The organism is Mesorhizobium sp. B1-1-1 (genome assembly GCF_006442955.1).
In the GTDB taxonomy this organism is placed as follows: domain Bacteria; phylum Pseudomonadota; class Alphaproteobacteria; order Rhizobiales; family Rhizobiaceae; genus Mesorhizobium.
The window spans coordinates 48,075-65,842 of record NZ_VFWW01000010.1; the positions used below are offsets into that span (position 1 = coordinate 48,075).

The 17,768-nt window shown below is 63.9% G+C and carries 18 protein-coding genes and 1 pseudogene; 6 read left to right on the forward strand and 13 right to left on the reverse strand.

The genetic code is table 11. The features are described from left to right. The first annotated feature begins 82 nt into the window (after window positions 1-82). Window positions 83-3,574, forward strand: coding sequence for a carbamoyl-phosphate synthase large subunit (gene carB / locus FJ986_RS21225; RefSeq protein ID WP_140675519.1), 3,492 nt, complete (start codon window positions 83-85; stop codon window positions 3,572-3,574). A 296-nt stretch (window positions 3,575-3,870) separates the two neighbouring features. Here carB and FJ986_RS21230 read toward each other — a convergent pair whose 3' ends face one another. The 9 genes from FJ986_RS21230 to FJ986_RS21270 form a co-directional block, all read right to left on the reverse strand. Beyond that, window positions 3,871-4,263, reverse strand: a complete 393-nt coding sequence (locus FJ986_RS21230) for a RidA family protein (protein ID WP_140675521.1) — start codon at window positions 4,261-4,263, stop codon at window positions 3,871-3,873. Between the two features lie 294 nt (window positions 4,264-4,557). Next, the gene (locus FJ986_RS21235; protein ID WP_140675524.1) at window positions 4,558-5,022 is read right to left on the reverse strand and encodes a cupin domain-containing protein; all 465 of its coding nucleotides are present in this window, start codon (window positions 5,020-5,022) and stop codon (window positions 4,558-4,560) included. Between the two features lie 292 nt (window positions 5,023-5,314). After that, window positions 5,315-5,866, reverse strand: coding sequence for a DUF4142 domain-containing protein (locus tag FJ986_RS21240; protein ID WP_140516783.1), 552 nt, complete (start codon window positions 5,864-5,866; stop codon window positions 5,315-5,317). Between the two features lie 78 nt (window positions 5,867-5,944). Beyond that, window positions 5,945-6,688: a DUF899 family protein gene (locus tag FJ986_RS21245; protein ID WP_140675526.1), complete on the reverse strand. Its 744-nt coding sequence runs from the start codon at window positions 6,686-6,688 to the stop codon at window positions 5,945-5,947. 91 nt (window positions 6,689-6,779) lie between these two features. Next, a complete protein-coding gene (locus FJ986_RS21250; protein ID WP_140582062.1) occupies window positions 6,780-7,604 on the reverse strand; it encodes a carbohydrate ABC transporter permease in 825 nt (274 codons plus the stop codon). Window position 7,605: 1 nt separating this feature from the next. Then, the gene (locus FJ986_RS21255; RefSeq protein ID WP_181181907.1) at window positions 7,606-8,520 is read right to left on the reverse strand and encodes a sugar ABC transporter permease; all 915 of its coding nucleotides are present in this window, start codon (window positions 8,518-8,520) and stop codon (window positions 7,606-7,608) included. Between the two features lie 98 nt (window positions 8,521-8,618). Next, complete coding sequence (locus tag FJ986_RS21260) at window positions 8,619-9,887, reverse strand: ABC transporter substrate-binding protein (RefSeq protein ID WP_140675532.1); 1,269 nt, start codon at window positions 9,885-9,887, stop codon at window positions 8,619-8,621. Window positions 9,888-10,034: 147 nt separating this feature from the next. Beyond that, window positions 10,035-10,523 carry a GNAT family N-acetyltransferase gene (locus tag FJ986_RS21265; RefSeq protein ID WP_140675535.1) on the reverse strand — a complete coding sequence of 163 codons (489 nt, stop codon included), beginning with the start codon at window positions 10,521-10,523 and terminating at the stop codon, window positions 10,035-10,037. 5 nt (window positions 10,524-10,528) lie between these two features. After that, window positions 10,529-11,440 carry a lytic transglycosylase domain-containing protein gene (locus FJ986_RS21270; protein WP_140675538.1) on the reverse strand — a complete coding sequence of 304 codons (912 nt, stop codon included), beginning with the start codon at window positions 11,438-11,440 and terminating at the stop codon, window positions 10,529-10,531. Window positions 11,441-11,620: 180 nt separating this feature from the next. Between FJ986_RS21270 and FJ986_RS21275 the strand changes: the two genes are divergently transcribed. Further along, entirely contained in the window at window positions 11,621-12,190 is a 570-nt protein-coding gene (locus FJ986_RS21275) for a methylated-DNA--[protein]-cysteine S-methyltransferase (protein ID WP_140675541.1), read from the forward strand. A 28-nt stretch (window positions 12,191-12,218) separates the two neighbouring features. On the opposite strand, the gene FJ986_RS21280 is transcribed toward FJ986_RS21275, so the two are convergent. Then, the gene (locus tag FJ986_RS21280; protein WP_140675544.1) at window positions 12,219-12,548 is read right to left on the reverse strand and encodes a hypothetical protein; all 330 of its coding nucleotides are present in this window, start codon (window positions 12,546-12,548) and stop codon (window positions 12,219-12,221) included. A 275-nt stretch (window positions 12,549-12,823) separates the two neighbouring features. Here FJ986_RS21280 and FJ986_RS21285 point away from each other — a divergent pair, with 275 nt between their 5' ends. The 3 genes and pseudogenes from FJ986_RS21285 to FJ986_RS30980 all read left to right on the forward strand — a co-directional run bounded on the left by FJ986_RS21285 (window position 12,824) and on the right by FJ986_RS30980 (window position 13,754). Continuing rightward, a complete protein-coding gene (locus tag FJ986_RS21285; protein WP_010910991.1) occupies window positions 12,824-13,036 on the forward strand; it encodes a cold-shock protein in 213 nt (70 codons plus the stop codon). Window positions 13,037-13,303: 267 nt separating this feature from the next. Further along, the gene (locus FJ986_RS21290; RefSeq protein ID WP_140556015.1) at window positions 13,304-13,504 is read left to right on the forward strand and encodes an iron-containing alcohol dehydrogenase; all 201 of its coding nucleotides are present in this window, start codon (window positions 13,304-13,306) and stop codon (window positions 13,502-13,504) included. Beyond that, a pseudogene (locus FJ986_RS30980) lies at window positions 13,501-13,754 on the forward strand (hypothetical protein). The gene FJ986_RS21290 and the pseudogene FJ986_RS30980 overlap by 4 nt, the downstream one beginning before the upstream one ends. 101 nt (window positions 13,755-13,855) lie before the next feature. Here the strand turns inward: FJ986_RS30980 and FJ986_RS21300 are convergent. The 3 genes from FJ986_RS21300 to FJ986_RS21310 all read right to left on the reverse strand — a co-directional run bounded on the left by FJ986_RS21300 (window position 13,856) and on the right by FJ986_RS21310 (window position 16,313). Next, window positions 13,856-14,464: a glutathione S-transferase family protein gene (locus FJ986_RS21300; RefSeq protein WP_140666127.1), complete on the reverse strand. Its 609-nt coding sequence runs from the start codon at window positions 14,462-14,464 to the stop codon at window positions 13,856-13,858. Between the two features lie 113 nt (window positions 14,465-14,577). Then, window positions 14,578-15,426 (reverse strand): EAL domain-containing protein, encoded by an 849-nt coding sequence (locus FJ986_RS21305; RefSeq protein WP_140495948.1) that lies wholly within the window; start codon window positions 15,424-15,426, stop codon window positions 14,578-14,580. Continuing rightward, window positions 15,423-16,313, reverse strand: coding sequence for an EAL domain-containing protein (locus FJ986_RS21310; RefSeq protein WP_140556021.1), 891 nt, complete (start codon window positions 16,311-16,313; stop codon window positions 15,423-15,425). Before FJ986_RS21310 ends, FJ986_RS21305 begins: the two co-directional genes overlap by 4 nt. A 216-nt stretch (window positions 16,314-16,529) precedes the next feature. Between FJ986_RS21310 and FJ986_RS21315 the strand changes: the two genes are divergently transcribed. Then, window positions 16,530-17,732 (forward strand): pyridoxal phosphate-dependent aminotransferase, encoded by a 1,203-nt coding sequence (locus FJ986_RS21315; RefSeq protein WP_140657109.1) that lies wholly within the window; start codon window positions 16,530-16,532, stop codon window positions 17,730-17,732. Window positions 17,733-17,768 lie beyond the last annotated feature (36 nt).

Below are 17,768 nucleotides of genomic sequence, written 5' to 3' on the forward strand. Positions count from 1 at the left end.
ATACCAGAATCGCAAGCACAACCGGCCGGGTCTCCCGTCCCGGTTTTTCGTGCAAGCCGCTCGCCGAACGGAATTCATAAAGATGCCAAGACGCACCGACATCAAGTCGATCCTGATCATCGGGGCCGGCCCCATCGTCATCGGCCAGGCCTGCGAATTCGACTATTCCGGCACCCAGGCCTGCAAGGCGCTGAAGGAAGAGGGTTTCCGCGTCATCCTGGTCAATTCCAACCCGGCCACCATCATGACCGATCCGGAACTGGCCGATGCCACCTATATCGAGCCGATCACCCCCGAAGTCGTGGCCAAGATCATCGCCAAGGAGCGGCCCGACGCGCTGCTGCCGACCATGGGCGGCCAGACCGCGCTCAACACCGCGCTGTCGCTGCGCCGCATGGGCGTGCTGGAGCGCTACAATGTCGAGATGATCGGCGCCGACGCCACGGCCATCGACAAGGCCGAGGACCGGGCGCTGTTCCGCGAGGCGATGAAGAAGATCGGCCTGGAAACGCCGAAGTCGATGCTGGCCAACGCCACCGACGTCAAGAACGCCGACCGCAAGACGCATGAGGCCGAGCGCGCGGCACTGAAGGCCGAAAAGCCCGACAACCTCGACGCCGCGCTCGACGCGCTGGAGACAAGCTGGAACCTCGGCGAAGGCGACCGCAAGCAGCGCTACATCAGCCATGCCATGGCGATCGCCGCCCAGGCGCTCGACCATGTCGGCCTGCCCGCCATCATCCGCCCCTCCTTCACCATGGGCGGCACCGGCGGCGGCATCGCCTACAACAGGGCCGAATTCTTCGACATCGTTCAGTCCGGCCTCGACGCCTCGCCGACCACCGAAGTGCTGATCGAGGAGAGCGTGCTCGGCTGGAAGGAATACGAAATGGAGGTCGTCCGCGACAGAGCGGACAATTGCATCATCGTCTGCTCCATCGAGAACATCGATCCGATGGGCGTGCACACGGGCGACAGCATCACCGTCGCGCCGGCGCTGACCTTGACCGACAAGGAATACCAGATGATGCGCAACGCCTCGATCGCGGTGCTGCGCGAGATCGGCGTCGAGACCGGCGGCTCCAACGTGCAGTTCGCCGTCAACCCGGCCGATGGCCGCCTTGTTGTCATCGAGATGAACCCGCGCGTCTCGCGCTCCTCCGCACTGGCCTCCAAGGCGACCGGTTTCCCGATCGCCAAGATCGCCGCCAAGCTTGCCGTCGGCTACACGCTGGACGAGCTCGAGAATGACATTACCGGCGGCGCCACGCCCGCCTCGTTCGAGCCCAGCATCGACTACGTCGTCACGAAAATCCCGCGCTTCGCCTTCGAAAAATTCCCCGGCGCCGAGCCGGTGCTGACCACCGCCATGAAGTCGGTCGGCGAAGTCATGGCCATCGGCCGCACCTTCCAGGAATCCTTGCAGAAGGCTTTGCGCGGTCTGGAGACCGGCCTCACCGGCCTCGACGAGATCGAGATCCCCGGCCTTGGCTCCGCCAACAGCGCCGACGACCGCAACGCGATCCGCGCCGCCTTGGGCACGCCGACGCCCGACCGGCTGCGCATGGTGGCGCAGGCGATCCGCATGGGCACCTCGCTCGAAGACGTGCACGCAATGTGCAAGATCGATCCGTGGTTCCTCGAGCAGATCGCCGGCATCCTGGCCATGGAAGCCCGCATCCGCGAGCACGGTCTGCCTGAGGACGCCGCCAATCTGCGCATGCTGAAGGCCATGGGTTTTTCGGATGCCCGCCTCGCGTCGCTGACGAAGAGCGACGTGGAAGTCGTTCAGAAGATTCGCGAAAAGCTCGACGTTCATCCGGTTTATAAACGCATCGACACCTGTGCGGCCGAGTTCGCGTCGCCCACCGCCTACATGTACTCCACTTATGAAGTGCCCTTCGCCGGCGCGCTCGCCAACGAGGCGCAGGTGTCGTCGCGCAAGAAGGTGGTTATCCTCGGCGGCGGTCCGAACCGCATCGGCCAGGGCATCGAATTCGACTATTGCTGCTGCCACGCGGCGTTTGCGCTGCGCGACGCCGGCTATGAAGCGATCATGATCAACTGCAACCCGGAGACCGTGTCGACCGACTACGACACGTCGGACCGGCTCTATTTCGATCCCCTGACGGCGGAGGACGTGCTGGAGATCCTGCGCGCCGAGCAGGCCTCGGGCGAGCTGGTCGGCGTCATCGTCCAATTCGGCGGCCAGACGCCGCTGAAGCTCGCCGATGCGCTGGAGAAGGCCGGCATCCCGATCCTCGGCACCTCGCCCGACATGATCGATCTGGCGGAGGACCGCGACCGCTTCCAGAAGCTCTTGCACAAGCTCAATCTCAGCCAGCCGAAGAACGGCATCGCCTATTCGGTCGAGCAGGCCCGCCTCGTCGCCGGCGAGCTCGGCTTCCCCCTGGTGGTGCGCCCCTCCTATGTGCTGGGCGGCCGCGCCATGCAGATCATCCATGACGAGGGCATGCTGCAATCCTACCTGCTCGACACCGTGCCCGGCCTGGTGCCGGAGGACATCAAGCAGAAATACCCCAACGACAAGACCGGCCAGATCAACACGCTGCTGGGCAAGAACCCGCTTTTGTTCGACACCTATCTCTCGGGCGCAATCGAGGTCGATGTCGACTGCCTCTGCGACGGCAAGGCGACCTTCGTGTCGGGCATATTGGAGCACATCGAGGAGGCCGGCATCCATTCGGGCGACTCGGCCTGCTCGCTCCCCGTTCACTCGCTGCCTTCGGAGCTGGTCGAAGAGCTGGAGCGGCAGACGGCGGCCCTTGCCCGCGCGCTCAATGTCGGCGGATTGATGAACGTGCAATACGCGATCAAGGACGGCACGGTCTATGTGCTGGAGGTCAACCCGCGCGCCTCGCGCACCGTGCCCTTCGTCGCCAAAACCATCGGCCGCCCCATCGCCAAGATCGCCGCCCGCATCATGGCCGGAGAGAGCCTGGAAGACGCCTTCGCCCATTACGGCGCCATGCCCGACCCCAGGAACCCGGGCCACATCGCGGTCAAGGAAGCCGTCTTCCCCTTCGCCCGTTTCCCCGGTGTCGACATTCTGCTCGGCCCGGAAATGCGCTCGACCGGCGAGGTCATGGGCCTCGACCGCGACTTCGCGCTGGCCTTCGCCAAGAGCCAGTTGGGCGCCGGCGTCGACCTGCCCCGCTCCGGCACGCTGTTCGTCTCGGTGCGCGACGAGGACAAGAAGGGCATATTGCCGGCGGTCAAACGCCTCGCCGGGCTAGGCTTCAAGGTGATGGCCACCTCCGGCACCGCCCGCTTCCTCGCCGAAAACGGCGTCGTCGCCGAGAAGATAAACAAGGTGCTCGAAGGCCGCCCCCACATCGAGGACGCCATCCGCAACCGCCAGGTCCAGATCGTCTTCAACACGACGGATGGGCAGAAGGCGGTGTCGGACTCCAAGTCGCTGCGCCGCGCGACGCTGATGCAGAAGGTGCCGTATTACACGACGCTGTCGGGCGCGGCCGCGGTGGCGGAAGCGATCGCGGCGCTGAAGGCGGGGAGCCTGGAGGTCAGGCCGCTGCAGGAGTATTTTGCTTAAGGCGACAGCCAATCAGTAAAAAATTCCGAGACGATGACTCCCACGGGAAATCAAAGGTCACTTTCTCCTCGGATTCTTAAGCGCTATCAAATAGTCGGCAGACGAATCGACACTGTTCTTTGGAAACGTTAGGCTCTTTTTATTCCGGTTCGTTTTAGAAACACCTTCAATTTGCTTCGACCATTGACCGAACGTATCTAGAATCTGCTGTATCTGCGACAGAGAAAACTTCTCCCCCTTGGCGAGGTAGAGGAGTGGGGTTACTCTTCACTTGGATGCAGGCCATTGGAGCCTGCTCACCCCACCGCCACACACTCAATCTCGATGTCAAACTCCATCGGCCAAGAAGCCACCGGCACAAAGCTCCGCGCCGGCGGGTTGGTCGAGAAATACCTGGCATAGACCCGGTTGATCGCGTTGTAGAAGCCGGAATTGACGGCGTAGATGCGCACCATCACGACATTGTCCAGCGAGGTGCCGGCCGCTTCCAGGCAGTGTTTCAGCGCCTTCAGCGACGCCTCGGTCTGCACCTCGATGTCGCCCCGCACCATCTCGCCGGTCACCATGTCCACCGGCGGTGTCGCCGAGATGAACACGAAGCCGTTGGCCCTCACCGCCGTCGAACAGGGCACGCCGAGCGCCCGCACCTTGTCCGACATGACGGGCACTTCGATGATTTCTTTTTTCATGGTGATGTTCCCTGGGTTTGGGGGAGCTTATAGTGCCGGCCGGGGAACGCCAGCGCCGACCCGCAGTCCAGAGCCGGAACTCGTCCCTCGCCTGCGAAATCTCGTAGGGCGCTCCCCCTCTCCGTCCCGGCTTCGCCGGGCCACCTCTCCCCCATTTCATGGGGGCGAGGAAAAGCCAATCACTGAGGTCGCGACACCGGAACGCTTGGGTTCCTCGCCCCCACAAGGTGGGGGAGAGGTGGCCCGGCGAAGCCGGGACGGAGAGGGGGCTGGCGCCGACGCGTTGTCCAGCCTTCACCCTTGTCCCGGATAGGGCGTGCCATCCTTGTGCAGGAAGCGTCCATCCGAAGTCGGGCTCATCATGTCGATGTCGGAGCAGGTGATGACATCGTCGGGGTTGCGCGAGCCGACCTCGAGATAGAGCGCCGTCGTGGATGAGCGGTTGATCAAATGGTGGCCGTTGCCGCTGTTCTTGGCGAAGGTGGCACAGTCGCCGGGCTTGAGCAGCGTCTCGCCGCCATCCTCGACCAGCGTCAGCTCGCCTTCCAAAACATAGACGAACTCGTCCTCGTGGCTGTGCCAGTGGCGCTGGCTGGACCAGCCGCCGGGCGGCAGCGTCATCAGGTTGACGCCGAAATCGGTGAGCCCGCCGGCATCGCCAAGCCGGCGGCGCGTGCGATCGACGCAAGGGGCATCGAAGGGCGCGGGGTAGCCCGAGCCCTTGCGGATGGGCAGGGATGCGAGGCCGAGTTTGGGCATGGGTGCTCTCGGGGTGGTGCGGCAGTGTAGTGCCACGCATGCCTGGGAAGAACCCTGTTGCGATATGTGAGCCGTCGCGCCCTACGGCGCCCCCCTCTGTCCTGCCGGACATCTCCCCCTCAAGGGGGGAGATTGGCAGCTTCGGCCCCGGCGCTCTTTCTGCCCACGCCGAAAATTTGGCGAAAGCATTCGCAACAGCCAATCTCCCCCCTTGAGGGGGAGATGTCCTGCAGGACAAAGGGGGGCGCCGTAGAATGCTATCGTCTGCCGTTCAGCTCCTGTCGAAACACCCTCACCCCTGATGCGCCGCGCCCAGTTCCTTCACATGCTTCTCGTGCATCTTCAGCGTCGGCAGCGTCTTCTTGGCGAATTCCTTCATCGCCGGATCATCGCCCGATTGGGCGTAGGTGCTGAAGAGCGCGACGGCGTCCTTGTGAGCTGCTGTCTGCATCATGATGTATTTGGTATCGAAGTCCTTGCCGCTGGCGGCCTTGAGCTCGTCGAGCTGGCCCTGTTCTTTCGGCTGAAGCGCCGGGCCGGCCGGTTTGGTCGAGGCGGTGGTCTGGCCCTGCGCGAGCGCCGCCTTGAAGTCCTCGCCGGCCTTGGTGTGGTCCTCGATCATCTGTTTGGCGAAGGCCTTGACGTCGGCCGACGCCGATTTCTGCTCGGCGAGCTTGCTCGACTGAATCTCGAACTCGTTGGCGCCGGGCACCGTCTTGATGAAGGTCTGCGTGTCGACCTTGCTGTCGGCCGCCAACGGCGTCGTTTGGGCGGTGGATTGGGCAAGCGCGGCGGGCGCGGCGGCAAGCAAGGCCGCGGCGGTCATGGTCAGAAGCGTTTTCATCTGCAATCTCCGGTCGGAATGGTTCCCTCGGGATTCCAACGCCGCAGATGAGCGGAAGTTGCGCCGGGCGCCTTGCCGTCAATGGCAGCATGCCTCGCCATATTGCAGCTGCTCGTGCCAGTTCGGCCTTCCTTCCGGGGTGAAATCCATCAGGTTCCACAGGATCTCGCAGGTGCCGATGGCGCGCGGGTCCTGGCCGGGCTCCGGCGGGGCGAAGCCGAGTTCGGACGACCAGAAATGCCTGATGCCGTCAGCGTCGCGATGAAACACCGACAAAAGCGGGATCTGCGCACCGTCGGCATCCTCGGCATTGTAGTCGCGCTTGAAGCTGTTGGAGGCCGACGACACCAGCCGCATCTTTTGCCACCCACGGTCCCGGCCGAGCGTGACGAGGTTTTCGAGCGCCGTTTTCGCCACCACGGCGAAGTTGAACCCGGCCGCCTGGAGATGGCCGACCGCGCCGTCGAACTGGTCGAGCAGCGCCGTGCAGGACGGGCATGGCTGGTCCGGCCGAGCCAGCTTCGCCGTGCCGCCCGTCATTGCCACGTCGCGCGTCTCCTGCGGATGGCGCGGAAACATCATCTGGTAGAGGATCAGCGTGTCCTTGCCGGGTGCGAACAGTTGCGACAGCTTTATCTCGGCCGCCCTGCCCTCGGCATCCAGCCCATCAAACACGTAATCCTGTGGCACCAGCCCGCCCGGCGGCAACGCGCGGCGTGCCACGGCCACATCCTCCATGGCGCGGCGCAGCTCGATTTCCTTCTTCAGCAGCTTTTCGCGGGCGGCGCGGTATTTGGCGGATTCGTTGGGGAAGGTGATCATGATCGGCTCCTTGGTCACAGCGCCGGCGTCCCGGCGCGGTTGCTCTAAGACCTAAGGACGCGCCGCTGCGGCCGGTTCCGACATTTTCTCCTCACCCCTTCACGCCGCCGGCGGTGAGGCCGGAGACGATCTTGCGCTGGAAGATCAGCACCAGCAGCACCAGCGGCACGGTGACGATCACCGATGCGGCCATGATGTTGCCCCACGGGATCTCGAACTGCGAATTGCCCGAAAGCAGCGCGATCGCCACCGGCACGGTCCGCTGGGCGTTGTTGGAGGTGAATGTCAGCGCAAACAGGAACTCGTTCCACGCGCCGATAAAGGCGAGCAGCCCGGTGGTCGCCAGCGCCGGCCACATCAGCGGCAGGAAGATGCGCGTGATGATGATCCACGGCGTCGCGCCGTCAAGGATCGCCGCCTCCTCGACCTCGACCGGCAGGTCGCGCACGAAGGCGGTGAGCACCCAGACGGTGAACGGCAAGGTGAAGATCATGTAGGAGAAGATCAGCGCGAGAAGCGAATTGTAGAGGCCGAACATCCGCACCAGTTCGAACAGTCCGGCCAGCACCGCCACCTGCGGGAACATCGATACCGACAGGATGGCGAATAGTAGCGCTGAGCGGCCGCGAAAACGGATGCGCGCCAGCGCGTAGGCCGCGGTGACGCCGAGGAACAGCGAGAGCGCGACGACCGCGCCGGAGACCACCAGTGAGTTGATCAGGTTGCGTGCGAAGGCGCCTTCGGTCAGCACGTTGCGATAATTGCCGAGGCTGAACGTCTTCGGCCAGAGGTCGGCCTGGAACAGTTCGGTGCCCGATTTCAGGCTGGTGACGATGGCGTAATAGAAGGGGAATACCGCGACCAGCACGATGGCCGCGACCAGCAGGTAGAAAGCCGTCCGCTTCAGGATCCACATCTCAGCGCCCGCCCTCGAGGCTGACCCCGCCGATCCGGATATAGGCCATGGTGAGAAGCGCAAGAATGAGGAACAGCAGCGTCGAAGCGGCCGAGCCGTAGGCGAATTTGTCGAACTCGAACAGGTTCTCGCGCGCGAACACCGACATCGACTTGGTGTGCACGTTGTTGGGCGTCAGCACATAGATCAGGTCGAAGATGCGCAGCGCATCGAGCGCGCGGAAGATCACCGCCACCATCACCGCAGGCCGGATCAGCGGCAAGGTCACCCGCCAGAAGATCTGCCACGGATTGGCGCCGTCGAGCCTGGCGACCTCGATGATCTCGCGCGGCAGCATCTGCAGCGCGGCAAGGATGAGCAGCGCCATGAACGGCGTCGTCTTCCAGATGTCGACGACCAGCACGGCGGCCATCGCCGTGTCCGCGTTGGCCGTCCAGGCGATCTTGGTGTCGATCAGGCCGAGATTGAGCAGAACCACATTGATGATGCCGAACTGGTCGTTGAGCATCCACTGCCACATCTTGGCCGAGACGATGGTCGGGATCGCCCAGGGGATGAGGATCGCCGCCCTGACGATGCCGCGGCCCGGGAATTCGGCATTGAGCACCAGCGCGACGACCATGCCGAGGATCGTCTCGCAGGTGACCGAAATCACCGCGAAACGCACCGTGTTCCAGACGGCGCTCCACCAGACCGAATCGGCCAGCACGCCATCGTAGAGCACCCGGCCGCTCGGCATGCGCAGCACCGAGAAGTAATTGGCGAAGCCTGCCCACTGGCGGGCGTCGAGGTCGGCCAGCGAAGCGTCGGTGAAGCTGAAATAGACCGTGCGGGCGAGCGGCCAGCCGGCAGCGGCGGCGAGCACCAGGAGCATCGGCGCCAGGAACAGCCAGGCCGAACGCACGCGCTGTCGCATCAGCCGCGAGCGCGGGCGGTGGGTCGCCACGGCTTCAGGCATCGGCTCCGCTTCTTTCATCCCTCCTGCTGGGCGGGATATGGAGGCGCGTTGTGGCGTCACCAGCCACGCCCCTTCAGCCTTGTCAGCATGGCTTCGAGGTCGGCCAGATTGTCGCCGGCGGTGCCATCGCCCGACAGCGTCTTGTGGACGGCGTTCCAGAACTGGCTCGACGCCTCGTTGTACTTGATCTTGGCCGCGGCCGAGGGACGCGGCACTGCATTGAGGAATATCTGCTTCCAGCGCGGGACGATCGGCTGTTGCCTGGCGATGTCGGCATCGTCATAGAGCGCCTGGATGGTCGGCAGGCTGGAGTTCCTCAGCGCGCGGTATTTCTGCATCGCGGGCGAGGCGATGAATTTGACGAGCCCGATCGCCGCGTCCGGGTGCCTGGAATATTTGGACACGGCAAGGTTCCAGCCACCCAGCACCGCCGCCGGCCGCGCGCCTTCGCCGGTGCCGGCCGGCAGCGGCGCGACGTCGAACTTGCCCTTGATCGGCGAGCCTTCGGAATTGCCGAGCGCATATGCGTAGGGCCAGTTGCGCATGAAGAGGGCATTGCCGGTCTGCCACACGCCGCGCGATTCCTCTTCCTGATAGGCCAGCACGCCGGGTGGCGCGATGGTTCCGACCCAGCCTTTGGCCATGTCGAGCGCTGCCGCCGCTTTTGCATTGTTGATCGAGATGGTGCCGTCCGGCTCGATGATCTGGCCGCCGCCATTCGACATCACCCATTCAAGCGCATCGCAGGTCAGCCCCTCATAGGCATTGCCCTGGAAGACGAAGCCCCAGATATCCTTGTTGCCGGCAGCCCGTTCCTTGTCCATGACCAGCCTGGCGGTATCGGCCAGCTCCTTCCAGGTGGCAGGCACCTTGGCACCATATTTGTCGAGCAGGTCCTTGCGGTAGTAGAGCGCCGGCGCATCGGTGAAGATCGGCAGCGCCACCAGCCTCCCGTTGACGGTCTGCGACTGGATGATCGAGGGGAAATGGGCGCCGACGACATCCTTGGTCGCCGCGGTCAGGTCGACGAGCTGGCTGGCGAGCTGCGGCGCCCAGATCACATCGGTCTGGTAGACGTCGATATCGCTATTGCCGGCGGCAAGCCACAGCCTGTACTGGCCGAACTGGTCGGTCCCGGATGCCGGCATGACGACGATGCTGACCTTGTTGCCGCTGCCCTTCTCATAGCGGTCGAGGATTTCACGCAGCACCTTGATGCCGATTCCTGTGTCGCCCGATACGATCGACAATTCGACGGCTCGCGCAGGCACAGCCGCAATCATCGCGGCAGCGACCAACGTGGCAAATGCGTGAAAGAGCCTCATGGCGGCGGAGGATCTCCTTTCGGAACGGCGACGCAAGCCTTCGAGGCTCCGGAAGCTCGTCGGACCCCTCCACCACTCTTTGAATGCGGAGCGGCGCTCTGGGTTCCCGAGCGATGCCCGCGAGCGGCGGTGGGCCGGGCCGCGGCTTCAGCCTTCCCAGGCGACAGGGCTCATCCCAAGCCGCTGATAGAGCCTGACAGCGGCGGCGTTTTCCACCGTATTGGTCTTGAGGTCGACATGGTCTGCGCCGCGTTCGCGAAAGACGGCGAAGGCGTGCCACATCAGCGCCTCGCCGATGCCCCTGCCGCGCGCCTGCGGATGCACGGCGAGATCCCTGACGAAGGCGCTCGTCCAGCACAGCGCCGCCGCCACCAGCAGGCCCTTGGCGTCGATGACGAGGAAACAGAGCGCAGAATCGAATTCGGGGTCGCCTGAGATGCGTGGCCACCATTCGTCGAACGGGCCGTCGGCGCCATCGCCGAACACTTCGGTCAGCAGCGCATGCAAGGCCGGCGCATCGCCGGGCTCGAGGGTGCGCATGACAAAGCCATCCGACCAGTGCGCGGGAACCAGCGTCTCGTCGAGGATCTTGCGCAGCCGGATGTCGTTCGGAGCCGGCGGGCGCGGTTCGGGCATTTCGCTCAGGCGTCGGGCAGCAGGCGGCGCCGCTTGCGGTCGACGCCGAGGCCGGTCGCCTCGAGCAGGCCTTTGCGCTTGGCGTCGAAATAGTAGCCGGTCTGATAGAGCCAGTCGGCGCGCTTGGCGTTGCCGTCCGACACCAGCCAGGCGCCACGCAGGTATTTGACGGCGTATTTCAGGTTGGTTTCGGCATCGAACAGGCCCCTGGCCGGTCCGTCATAGCCCATGCCGCGCGCCGTCGCGTGCTTGATCTGCATCAGCCCCCAATGGCCGTTGTTGTAGGCCTTGGGATTGAAGGTGCTTTCGCGGTTGACTACATGGCGCACAAGGTCGACCGGCACCTGATAAAACGCGGCGTATTTTACGATCAGCCGGTCGATATCGCCGCGCACGCCGGTCGCATGCTCTTCCTGCACCGGAGCGGCAGGAAACTGGACGAGGGCAGCCGGATTCTGCGGCACAACATAGGCTGCCTGCTGCACGCCGGGCATGGCTTTCTGATCGTTCCTGGCGATCGCCGGCACGATGAGCCCGGCGGTGGCGTAGGTGGCTGCCGCCTTGATTGGTGCGCCGGCGCCAGCCGGCGGCGGCGCCTGCCAGGCATTGGCGGTCATCACCGCCGGCACGGCCGGTGCGGTTGGGGTCGCTCCGGCAAAGGCCGCGGTTGCCGCGGCCGCCTGTGTGGTCGGGCCGGCGGGCAACTCAGCGGTTTGAACGGGCGTAATCCCCGACGGTTCCGGCAGCACCGAAACCGTCTCCGGCAACGGTATGGTGAAGCCGGCATCGGTGCCGGCGACGGTCGCTGTTTCGGTGAGGGAAGACGCGGATTTCATCTGCGATGTCGACGTGCAACCGCTGACGCAGGCCATGGCCGCGATCACGCCGAGCGCGATAAGGGTTTGTTTTGCTGGCAAGCCGCGTTCGGGTCCGGTTCGTCGGATGTTAAGAAATCCCTTACACCAGCGATTCCTGGCGAGCAATCGGGGCGCTCAGGTGGTTTTCAGGTGGCGAGACTCGGGCCGAAATGCCATATTGTTCCTGATATGTACCGGCATGAATGCCGGTTTCTGGCCATTTTGCGAAAGGAGCACGCCATGCAAACGCCGTCGCAGATCACAGCCGGCCACGCAGTGTTAGAAACAGTGATCGGCTTCATGGGCATTGCCTGGAGCGAAAAAGGCCTGATCCGGCTCTGCCTGCCCGAACGCAGCCGCGAGGCGGTCGAGCGGCGGCTGATGCGCCATGCCGGTGTTTCGGCCGCTACCGTGCAGCCGCCATGGGTGGTCGAGCTGATCGCCTCGATCAAGTCCTATGCGGCAGGCGAGGACGTCGATTTCTCCTCCGTGCCGGTCGATCTCGACGGCATCGACGATTTCCGCCTCGCCATCTATGGCGCGGCGCGAAAGCTAGCCTATGGCGAAACCACCACCTATGGCGAACTGGCCAAGCGCGCCGGCCATGCCGGCCTGCCGCGCGAAACGGGTGCCGCGCTTGGCGCCAATCCGGTGCCTCTGGTCATTCCGTGTCACCGCATCGTCGCCGCCGGCGGCAAGATCGGCGGCTTCTCCGCGCCCGGCGGCTCGACCACCAAGGAAAAGATGCTGGCCATGGAAGGCGTGCGCGTCGGCCCGCCGCCGCCAGCGCAGGTCTCGTTCGGATTTTGACGCGATAGCAGCCGCGCCAGGCTATGGCCTAGTCGTTATGAAAAAACCGCCGGCGGAAACGCCGGTCGTTGTCCGGTCGCTTGCAATTGTAGACCAGGCAGGATTTCGTATCGGCGCTCGGCACATAGGCGCGTGTCCTCACCTCGCCCATGGTGCAGAATTGCTGGCTCTGCACGTAGCGGTCGTAGAGTGGCAGTCCCGGTACCCGCCTCGACTGGTAACGCAGGATGACGGCGCCCTGCCGCGCGATCGTCGCCTGTACGCGGCCACACTCCATCCGCGTCGGATCGTAGCGCGAGATCGCCTGCGCCTTGGCGGCAACCAGCGTCAGGCATGCTGCCAGAACAACGGTCTTCATGGTCCTCTCCCCTGATGCGCGGCCCACGGACAGCGCCATCTGACGCAACGGTTTCACCGGATTGGGGCGGCCGTTGGGCGGTCCCTCGATCACGGCTTTCTCACGCAGTCTTGTATTTCGTGCGAAAGCAGCCTATATCAGCCCCATTGATATTTCGGCCGATCGATCCGGGCCTCGCGATCTTCGCGTTTGCTGACGTCTATCTCCAAAATCTCGATGCACACCGGCTGGACCTCGGTTCGGTCAAACCAAAGCAAATGTGAAGGACTATTTTTATGGCAACTGGAACGGTCAAGTGGTTCAACGCCACCAAGGGCTTCGGCTTCATCCAGCCTGACGCGGGCGGCGCGGACGTTTTCGTCCACATCTCCGCTGTCGAGCGCGCTGGACTGTCGACCCTGGTCGAAGGCCAGAAGATCAACTTCGAGATCGAGCAGGACCGCCGCACTGGCAAGTCGTCCGCTGGATCTCTGAGCAAGGCAGCCTGATTTTGAAAATGGCGCGCGCCGGGCGACAGCCCGGGGCGCGCGGCAAGTCACGGATGTACTGACGGTCGCGCGAGAAGCGCGCCGGAGCGGAAAGACCCGACAAGCCGGATCAGCAGATAGCTGCCAGCCCGGACCGGACGCTCCCGATCAGGCTACCGAAATGGGAAGGCGGGCATTGTCCCGCCTTTTTATTTGCCTGGATTCCAGGCATGTAAAGCCGAACCTGGAGTCCCACCTGTGATACCACTAGAGTGGTATTATCCGGCCATGACCAAGCTTGAGCAAATCGAAAAGTCCATCACCGAACTGAGCCCCGAGGAGCTGAAGGCGTTTGCCGCATGGTTCGAGGCGCTCCAGGCGGACCTGTGGGATCGGCAGATCGAGACCGACGTGAGGGCGGGGCGATTGGACAAGCTTGCCGAACAGGCATTGGCTGACCATCGCGCCGGCCGGACTCGGCCTCTGTGAACAACGTCGCCTCTCCATCATTCTGGAAGGCTTATGAAAAACTGTCGTCGTCGAACAAAGCAAAGGCGGACAGGCGTTTTGTCATACTGCGTTCCGATCCTTTTCATCCCTCCTTACATTTCAAGCAGGTAGGTTGCTATTGGTCGGCGCGGGTCGACGAAACTACCGGGCTGTTGCCATACGCAACAATGAAGATGTGATCTGGTTCTGGATCGGCACCCATGCCTACTACGACCATTTGTTGAAATAGCTCCCGCGCAGCTTCTCGGACGATGGGTGGCCGGGCCTCGCGCCTGTTTGGCGCGCCTCGCCCAAAAGAGCCGCGGGGCGGTGGCGAGGTTGAGGATAAAATTACCCTACCCACTCCATAGAGACGTGCCCCGGATCCGCCACCACGCGGTCAAGCCACGCAGCCACCGCCGGATAGGCGTCGAGCTGGAAGCCGCCCTGCTCCGCCGTATGCGTATAAGCGTAGAGCGCGATGTCGGCGACGCTGTAGGCGTTTCCGGCGAAGAACGCGTTGTTCTCCATGTATTTATTCATGACACCGAGCGCCTTGTTGCCGCGCTCCAGTGTCACCGCCAGCCGCTCCGGCGTCGCGTCCTTGGCCCTTTCGGGAAAGGTCAGCAGCGCCTTGCGCACGGCGATATAGGGCTCGTGGCTGTACTGTTCGAAGAACAGCCATTGATAGGCGAGCCCGCGCTCATACTTGTCCGCGGGCAGGAAGCGCGTGCCCTCCGCGAGGTAGAGCAGGATGGCGTTGGATTCAGCGATCCGCCTTCCGTCGTCGAGCTCCAGCAGCGGCACCATGGCGTTCGGATTCTTGGCGACGAAATCCGCTTTTCGCGTATCGCCCGTGTGCGAACTCACCTCGACAGTGGTGAAAGGGAGGCCGAGCTTGGCCATCAGCAGGCGCGGCTTGTAGCAGTTGCCGCTGTCGATCATGCTGTAAAGTATCATCGCTGGTCCCCCGAGCGCTGCCATGTGCAGACGCGATTATCGTAGCCGCGCCGTCCTCACCAATGATTAGTTTTGGCGCGACGATCAGCGCCGCTGATGTGTAGCACACGGCGCTACCCGAACAGCGGCACCACCTTGCTGTCCCTGCCCAGCAGCGCGTCGATGGCGAGCGGTCGCTCGTCGAAGATCACCCCGGCCAGCGCCGGCCGGGCGAGTAGAAAACCTTGCAGCAGGTCGACGCCGCCATCGAGCGCGACGCGCAGATGGGTGGGCTGTTCGATGCCCTCGACCAGGACCTTGGCGCCGCGGTCGTGCAGGCTGGAGACCAGCGGGCGGAAGAACCGCTCGGCGGCGGCGTGGCGGCAGAATTGCGCGAACCAGCCACCGTCGATCTTGACGATATCGGGCTTGAGCAGGCTGACCCGCTCCTCGGTCGAGTGGCCGGTGCCGAAATCGTCGATGGCGATGCGGATGCCGTCGCGGCGCATCTCGCGCACCAGCCTGGCCAGCAGCGTGTCGTCGGCCGCCTGTTCGGTGATTTCGCAGACCAGCATGCCGGGGGCCAGGCCGAGCTCGCCGAGATGCCTGCTCATCAGCCGGATTTCGGCCAAGGCCCGGCCCCGATGGGCGTTGACCAATGGATTGTAGTTGAAGAACAGATCGAGCCCGTCGACGCCGATGTTGCGGAAGTTCCTGAGATGCAGCACGCGGCACATGGTTTCGACGAACAGCCGGTCCTCGGCCGCGACGCCTTCGAAGAACGCCCGTGCGGCGCCCGGCCGGCCGGCGCGATGCGGCTCTATCAGGCCCTCGACCGCGATTGCGTGCAGGAAGCGGCCGCGCGGCGCGAAGATCGGCTGGTAGGCGCTGCGCAGGCGGAAGTCGCCATAAACGCCATATTCGATACCGACCTCGTCCATGAAGATCGCATCGCCGACATCGCGCCGCCGCTCGGGCCTCATCGTGTGCCCCTGCGCCCAAAGGCTTTCGCCGCCCGCGCGGTATGCGGCGCGGCTGCCGGGACGGAAGATGCACTGTCGGCGGCAGGCGATGGCCCGTCCTCGCCGAAGACGCGGAAGCTGGTCGGCGCCAGTTCCGGCCGTGCCAGCACGAAACCCTGGACCATCGAAGCCCCGGATTTCTCGGCCAGCTCCAGCTGCCAGCCTTCCTCGATGCCCTCGAACACGGTGCGGATGCCTTGTGCCTCGAAGCTTTTCACCATGGACGTCAGCAGCGCGAAGCCGGCGCCGGACTCCATCAACTGCGTGATCCAGTGGGCATCGAACTTGACGATGTCGGGTTTCAACTCCTTGATGCGGTTGATGTCGGAATCGTCGGCGCCATAGTCATCGACGGCAATGCGAAAGCCGTTGCCCTTCAACGCCGCGACGAAACCGTGCAGGGTCTCCTGCGAGGCTGGACGCTGCTCGGTCACCTCGCACACGACACGGCCCGGATCGATGCCGGCCTCGTGCAGCACCAGGCGCATTTCGCGCAAGGCATTGTCGGCAACGGCGCGCTCGGTGAACACCGACGGATCGAAATTGACGAAGATCGACGCTTCCTGCGGCAGGCAGGCGCCGGCATTCAGCAGATGCAGCGTCCTGGTCAGCGCCTCGACATGAAGCCGGTCGGCGGCCGGGCAGGTGCTGAAGAAGCTCATTGGCGATTGCGGCTCGCCGTCGCGGAACGGCCGGATCAAGCCCTCGAAGGCGGCAACCGACAGCTTACCTTCCCTGAAGGCGAAGATCGGCTGGAAGGCGCTTTGCAACGTATAAATGCCCCAGACACCTGACGAGGTGCCGTCATCATGACGGATGATATGGGCAAGCCCGATGCTGCGCGACAAGGTTCCTCGCTCCGCGAACTGGCGCAATTGGGTTACGATCCTGCCACGCAAGCCTCTACCGCCCGTTAATGAACTTTCTGTTGCCGATCACGGCTCATTGACCTCCTTGCGGCACTGGCCCAGCCGACAATGCTTGCACTCACGGGAATGATGCGACATGAGAAGCGCCGCGGCCGCTCCTGGCCGCGCTGATCCTTTCTGGAGAGAAAAAAGGTCATGGCCTTCCTTGCCGACACCCTTTCCCGCGTGAAGCCTTCCGCCACCATCGCGGTGACGCAGAAAGCCCGCGAGCTGAAAAATGCCGGCCGCGACGTCATCGGCCTGGGTGCCGGCGAACCGGATTTCGATACGCCCGATAACATCAAGAATGCGGCGATCGAGGCCATCCGCCGTGGTGAGACCAAATATCCGCCGGTGTCTGGCATCGCGCCGCTGCGCGAAGCGATCGCGAAGAAATTCAAGCGCGAGAACAATCTCGACTACAAGCCCGAACAGACAATCGTCGGTACTGGCGGCAAGCAGATCCTGTTCAACGCCTTCATGGCGACGCTGAATCCCGGCGACGAGGTCATCATCCCACGCCCCTATTGGGTCAGCTATCCCGAGATGGTGGCGATCTGCGGCGGCACCTCGGTGTTCGCCGACACTTCGATCGACAATGGCTTCAAGCTCACTGCCGCTGTGCTGGAAAAGGCCATCACGCCGCGCACAAAGTGGCTGCTGATGAACTCGCCGTCGAACCCGTCGGGCGCCGCCTACACCGAGGCCGAGCTTCGGTCGCTCGCCGACGTGCTGCTCAGGCATCCGCATGTTTGGACGCTGACCGACGACATGTACGAGCATCTGACCTACGGCGACTTCATCTTCAAGACCATCGCCGAGGTCGAGCCGAAGCTCTATGAGCGCACGCTGACCATGAACGGCGTGTCAAAAGCCTATGCCATGACCGGCTGGCGCATTGGCTACGCCGCGGGTCCCATCCAGCTGATCAAGGCGATGGACATGATCCAGGGCCAGCAGACGTCGGGCGCCTGCACCATCGCGCAATGGGCCTCGGTCGAAGCGCTGAACGGCCCGCAGGACTTCATCGCCAAGAACAAGGCGATCTTCCAGGGGCGCCGCGATCTCGTCGTCTCGATGCTCAACCAGGCGCGCGGCATCTCTTGTCCGTCGCCGGAAGGCGCCTTCTACGTCTATCCGTCCTGCGCCCAGCTGATCGGCAAGAAGACCAAGGCCGGCAAGGTGATCGACACTGACGAGGCCTTCTGCTCGGAGCTGCTCGAGGCCGAGGGCGTGGCGGTGGTATTCGGTTCGGCCTTCGGCCTCGGTCCGAACTTCCGCATCTCCTACGCCACGTCGGAGACGCTGCTGGAGGAGGCGTGCACGCGCATCCAGCGCTTTACGGCATCACTGACCTGATCGTGAAAACAAAACCCGGCCAAACGCCGGGTTTTT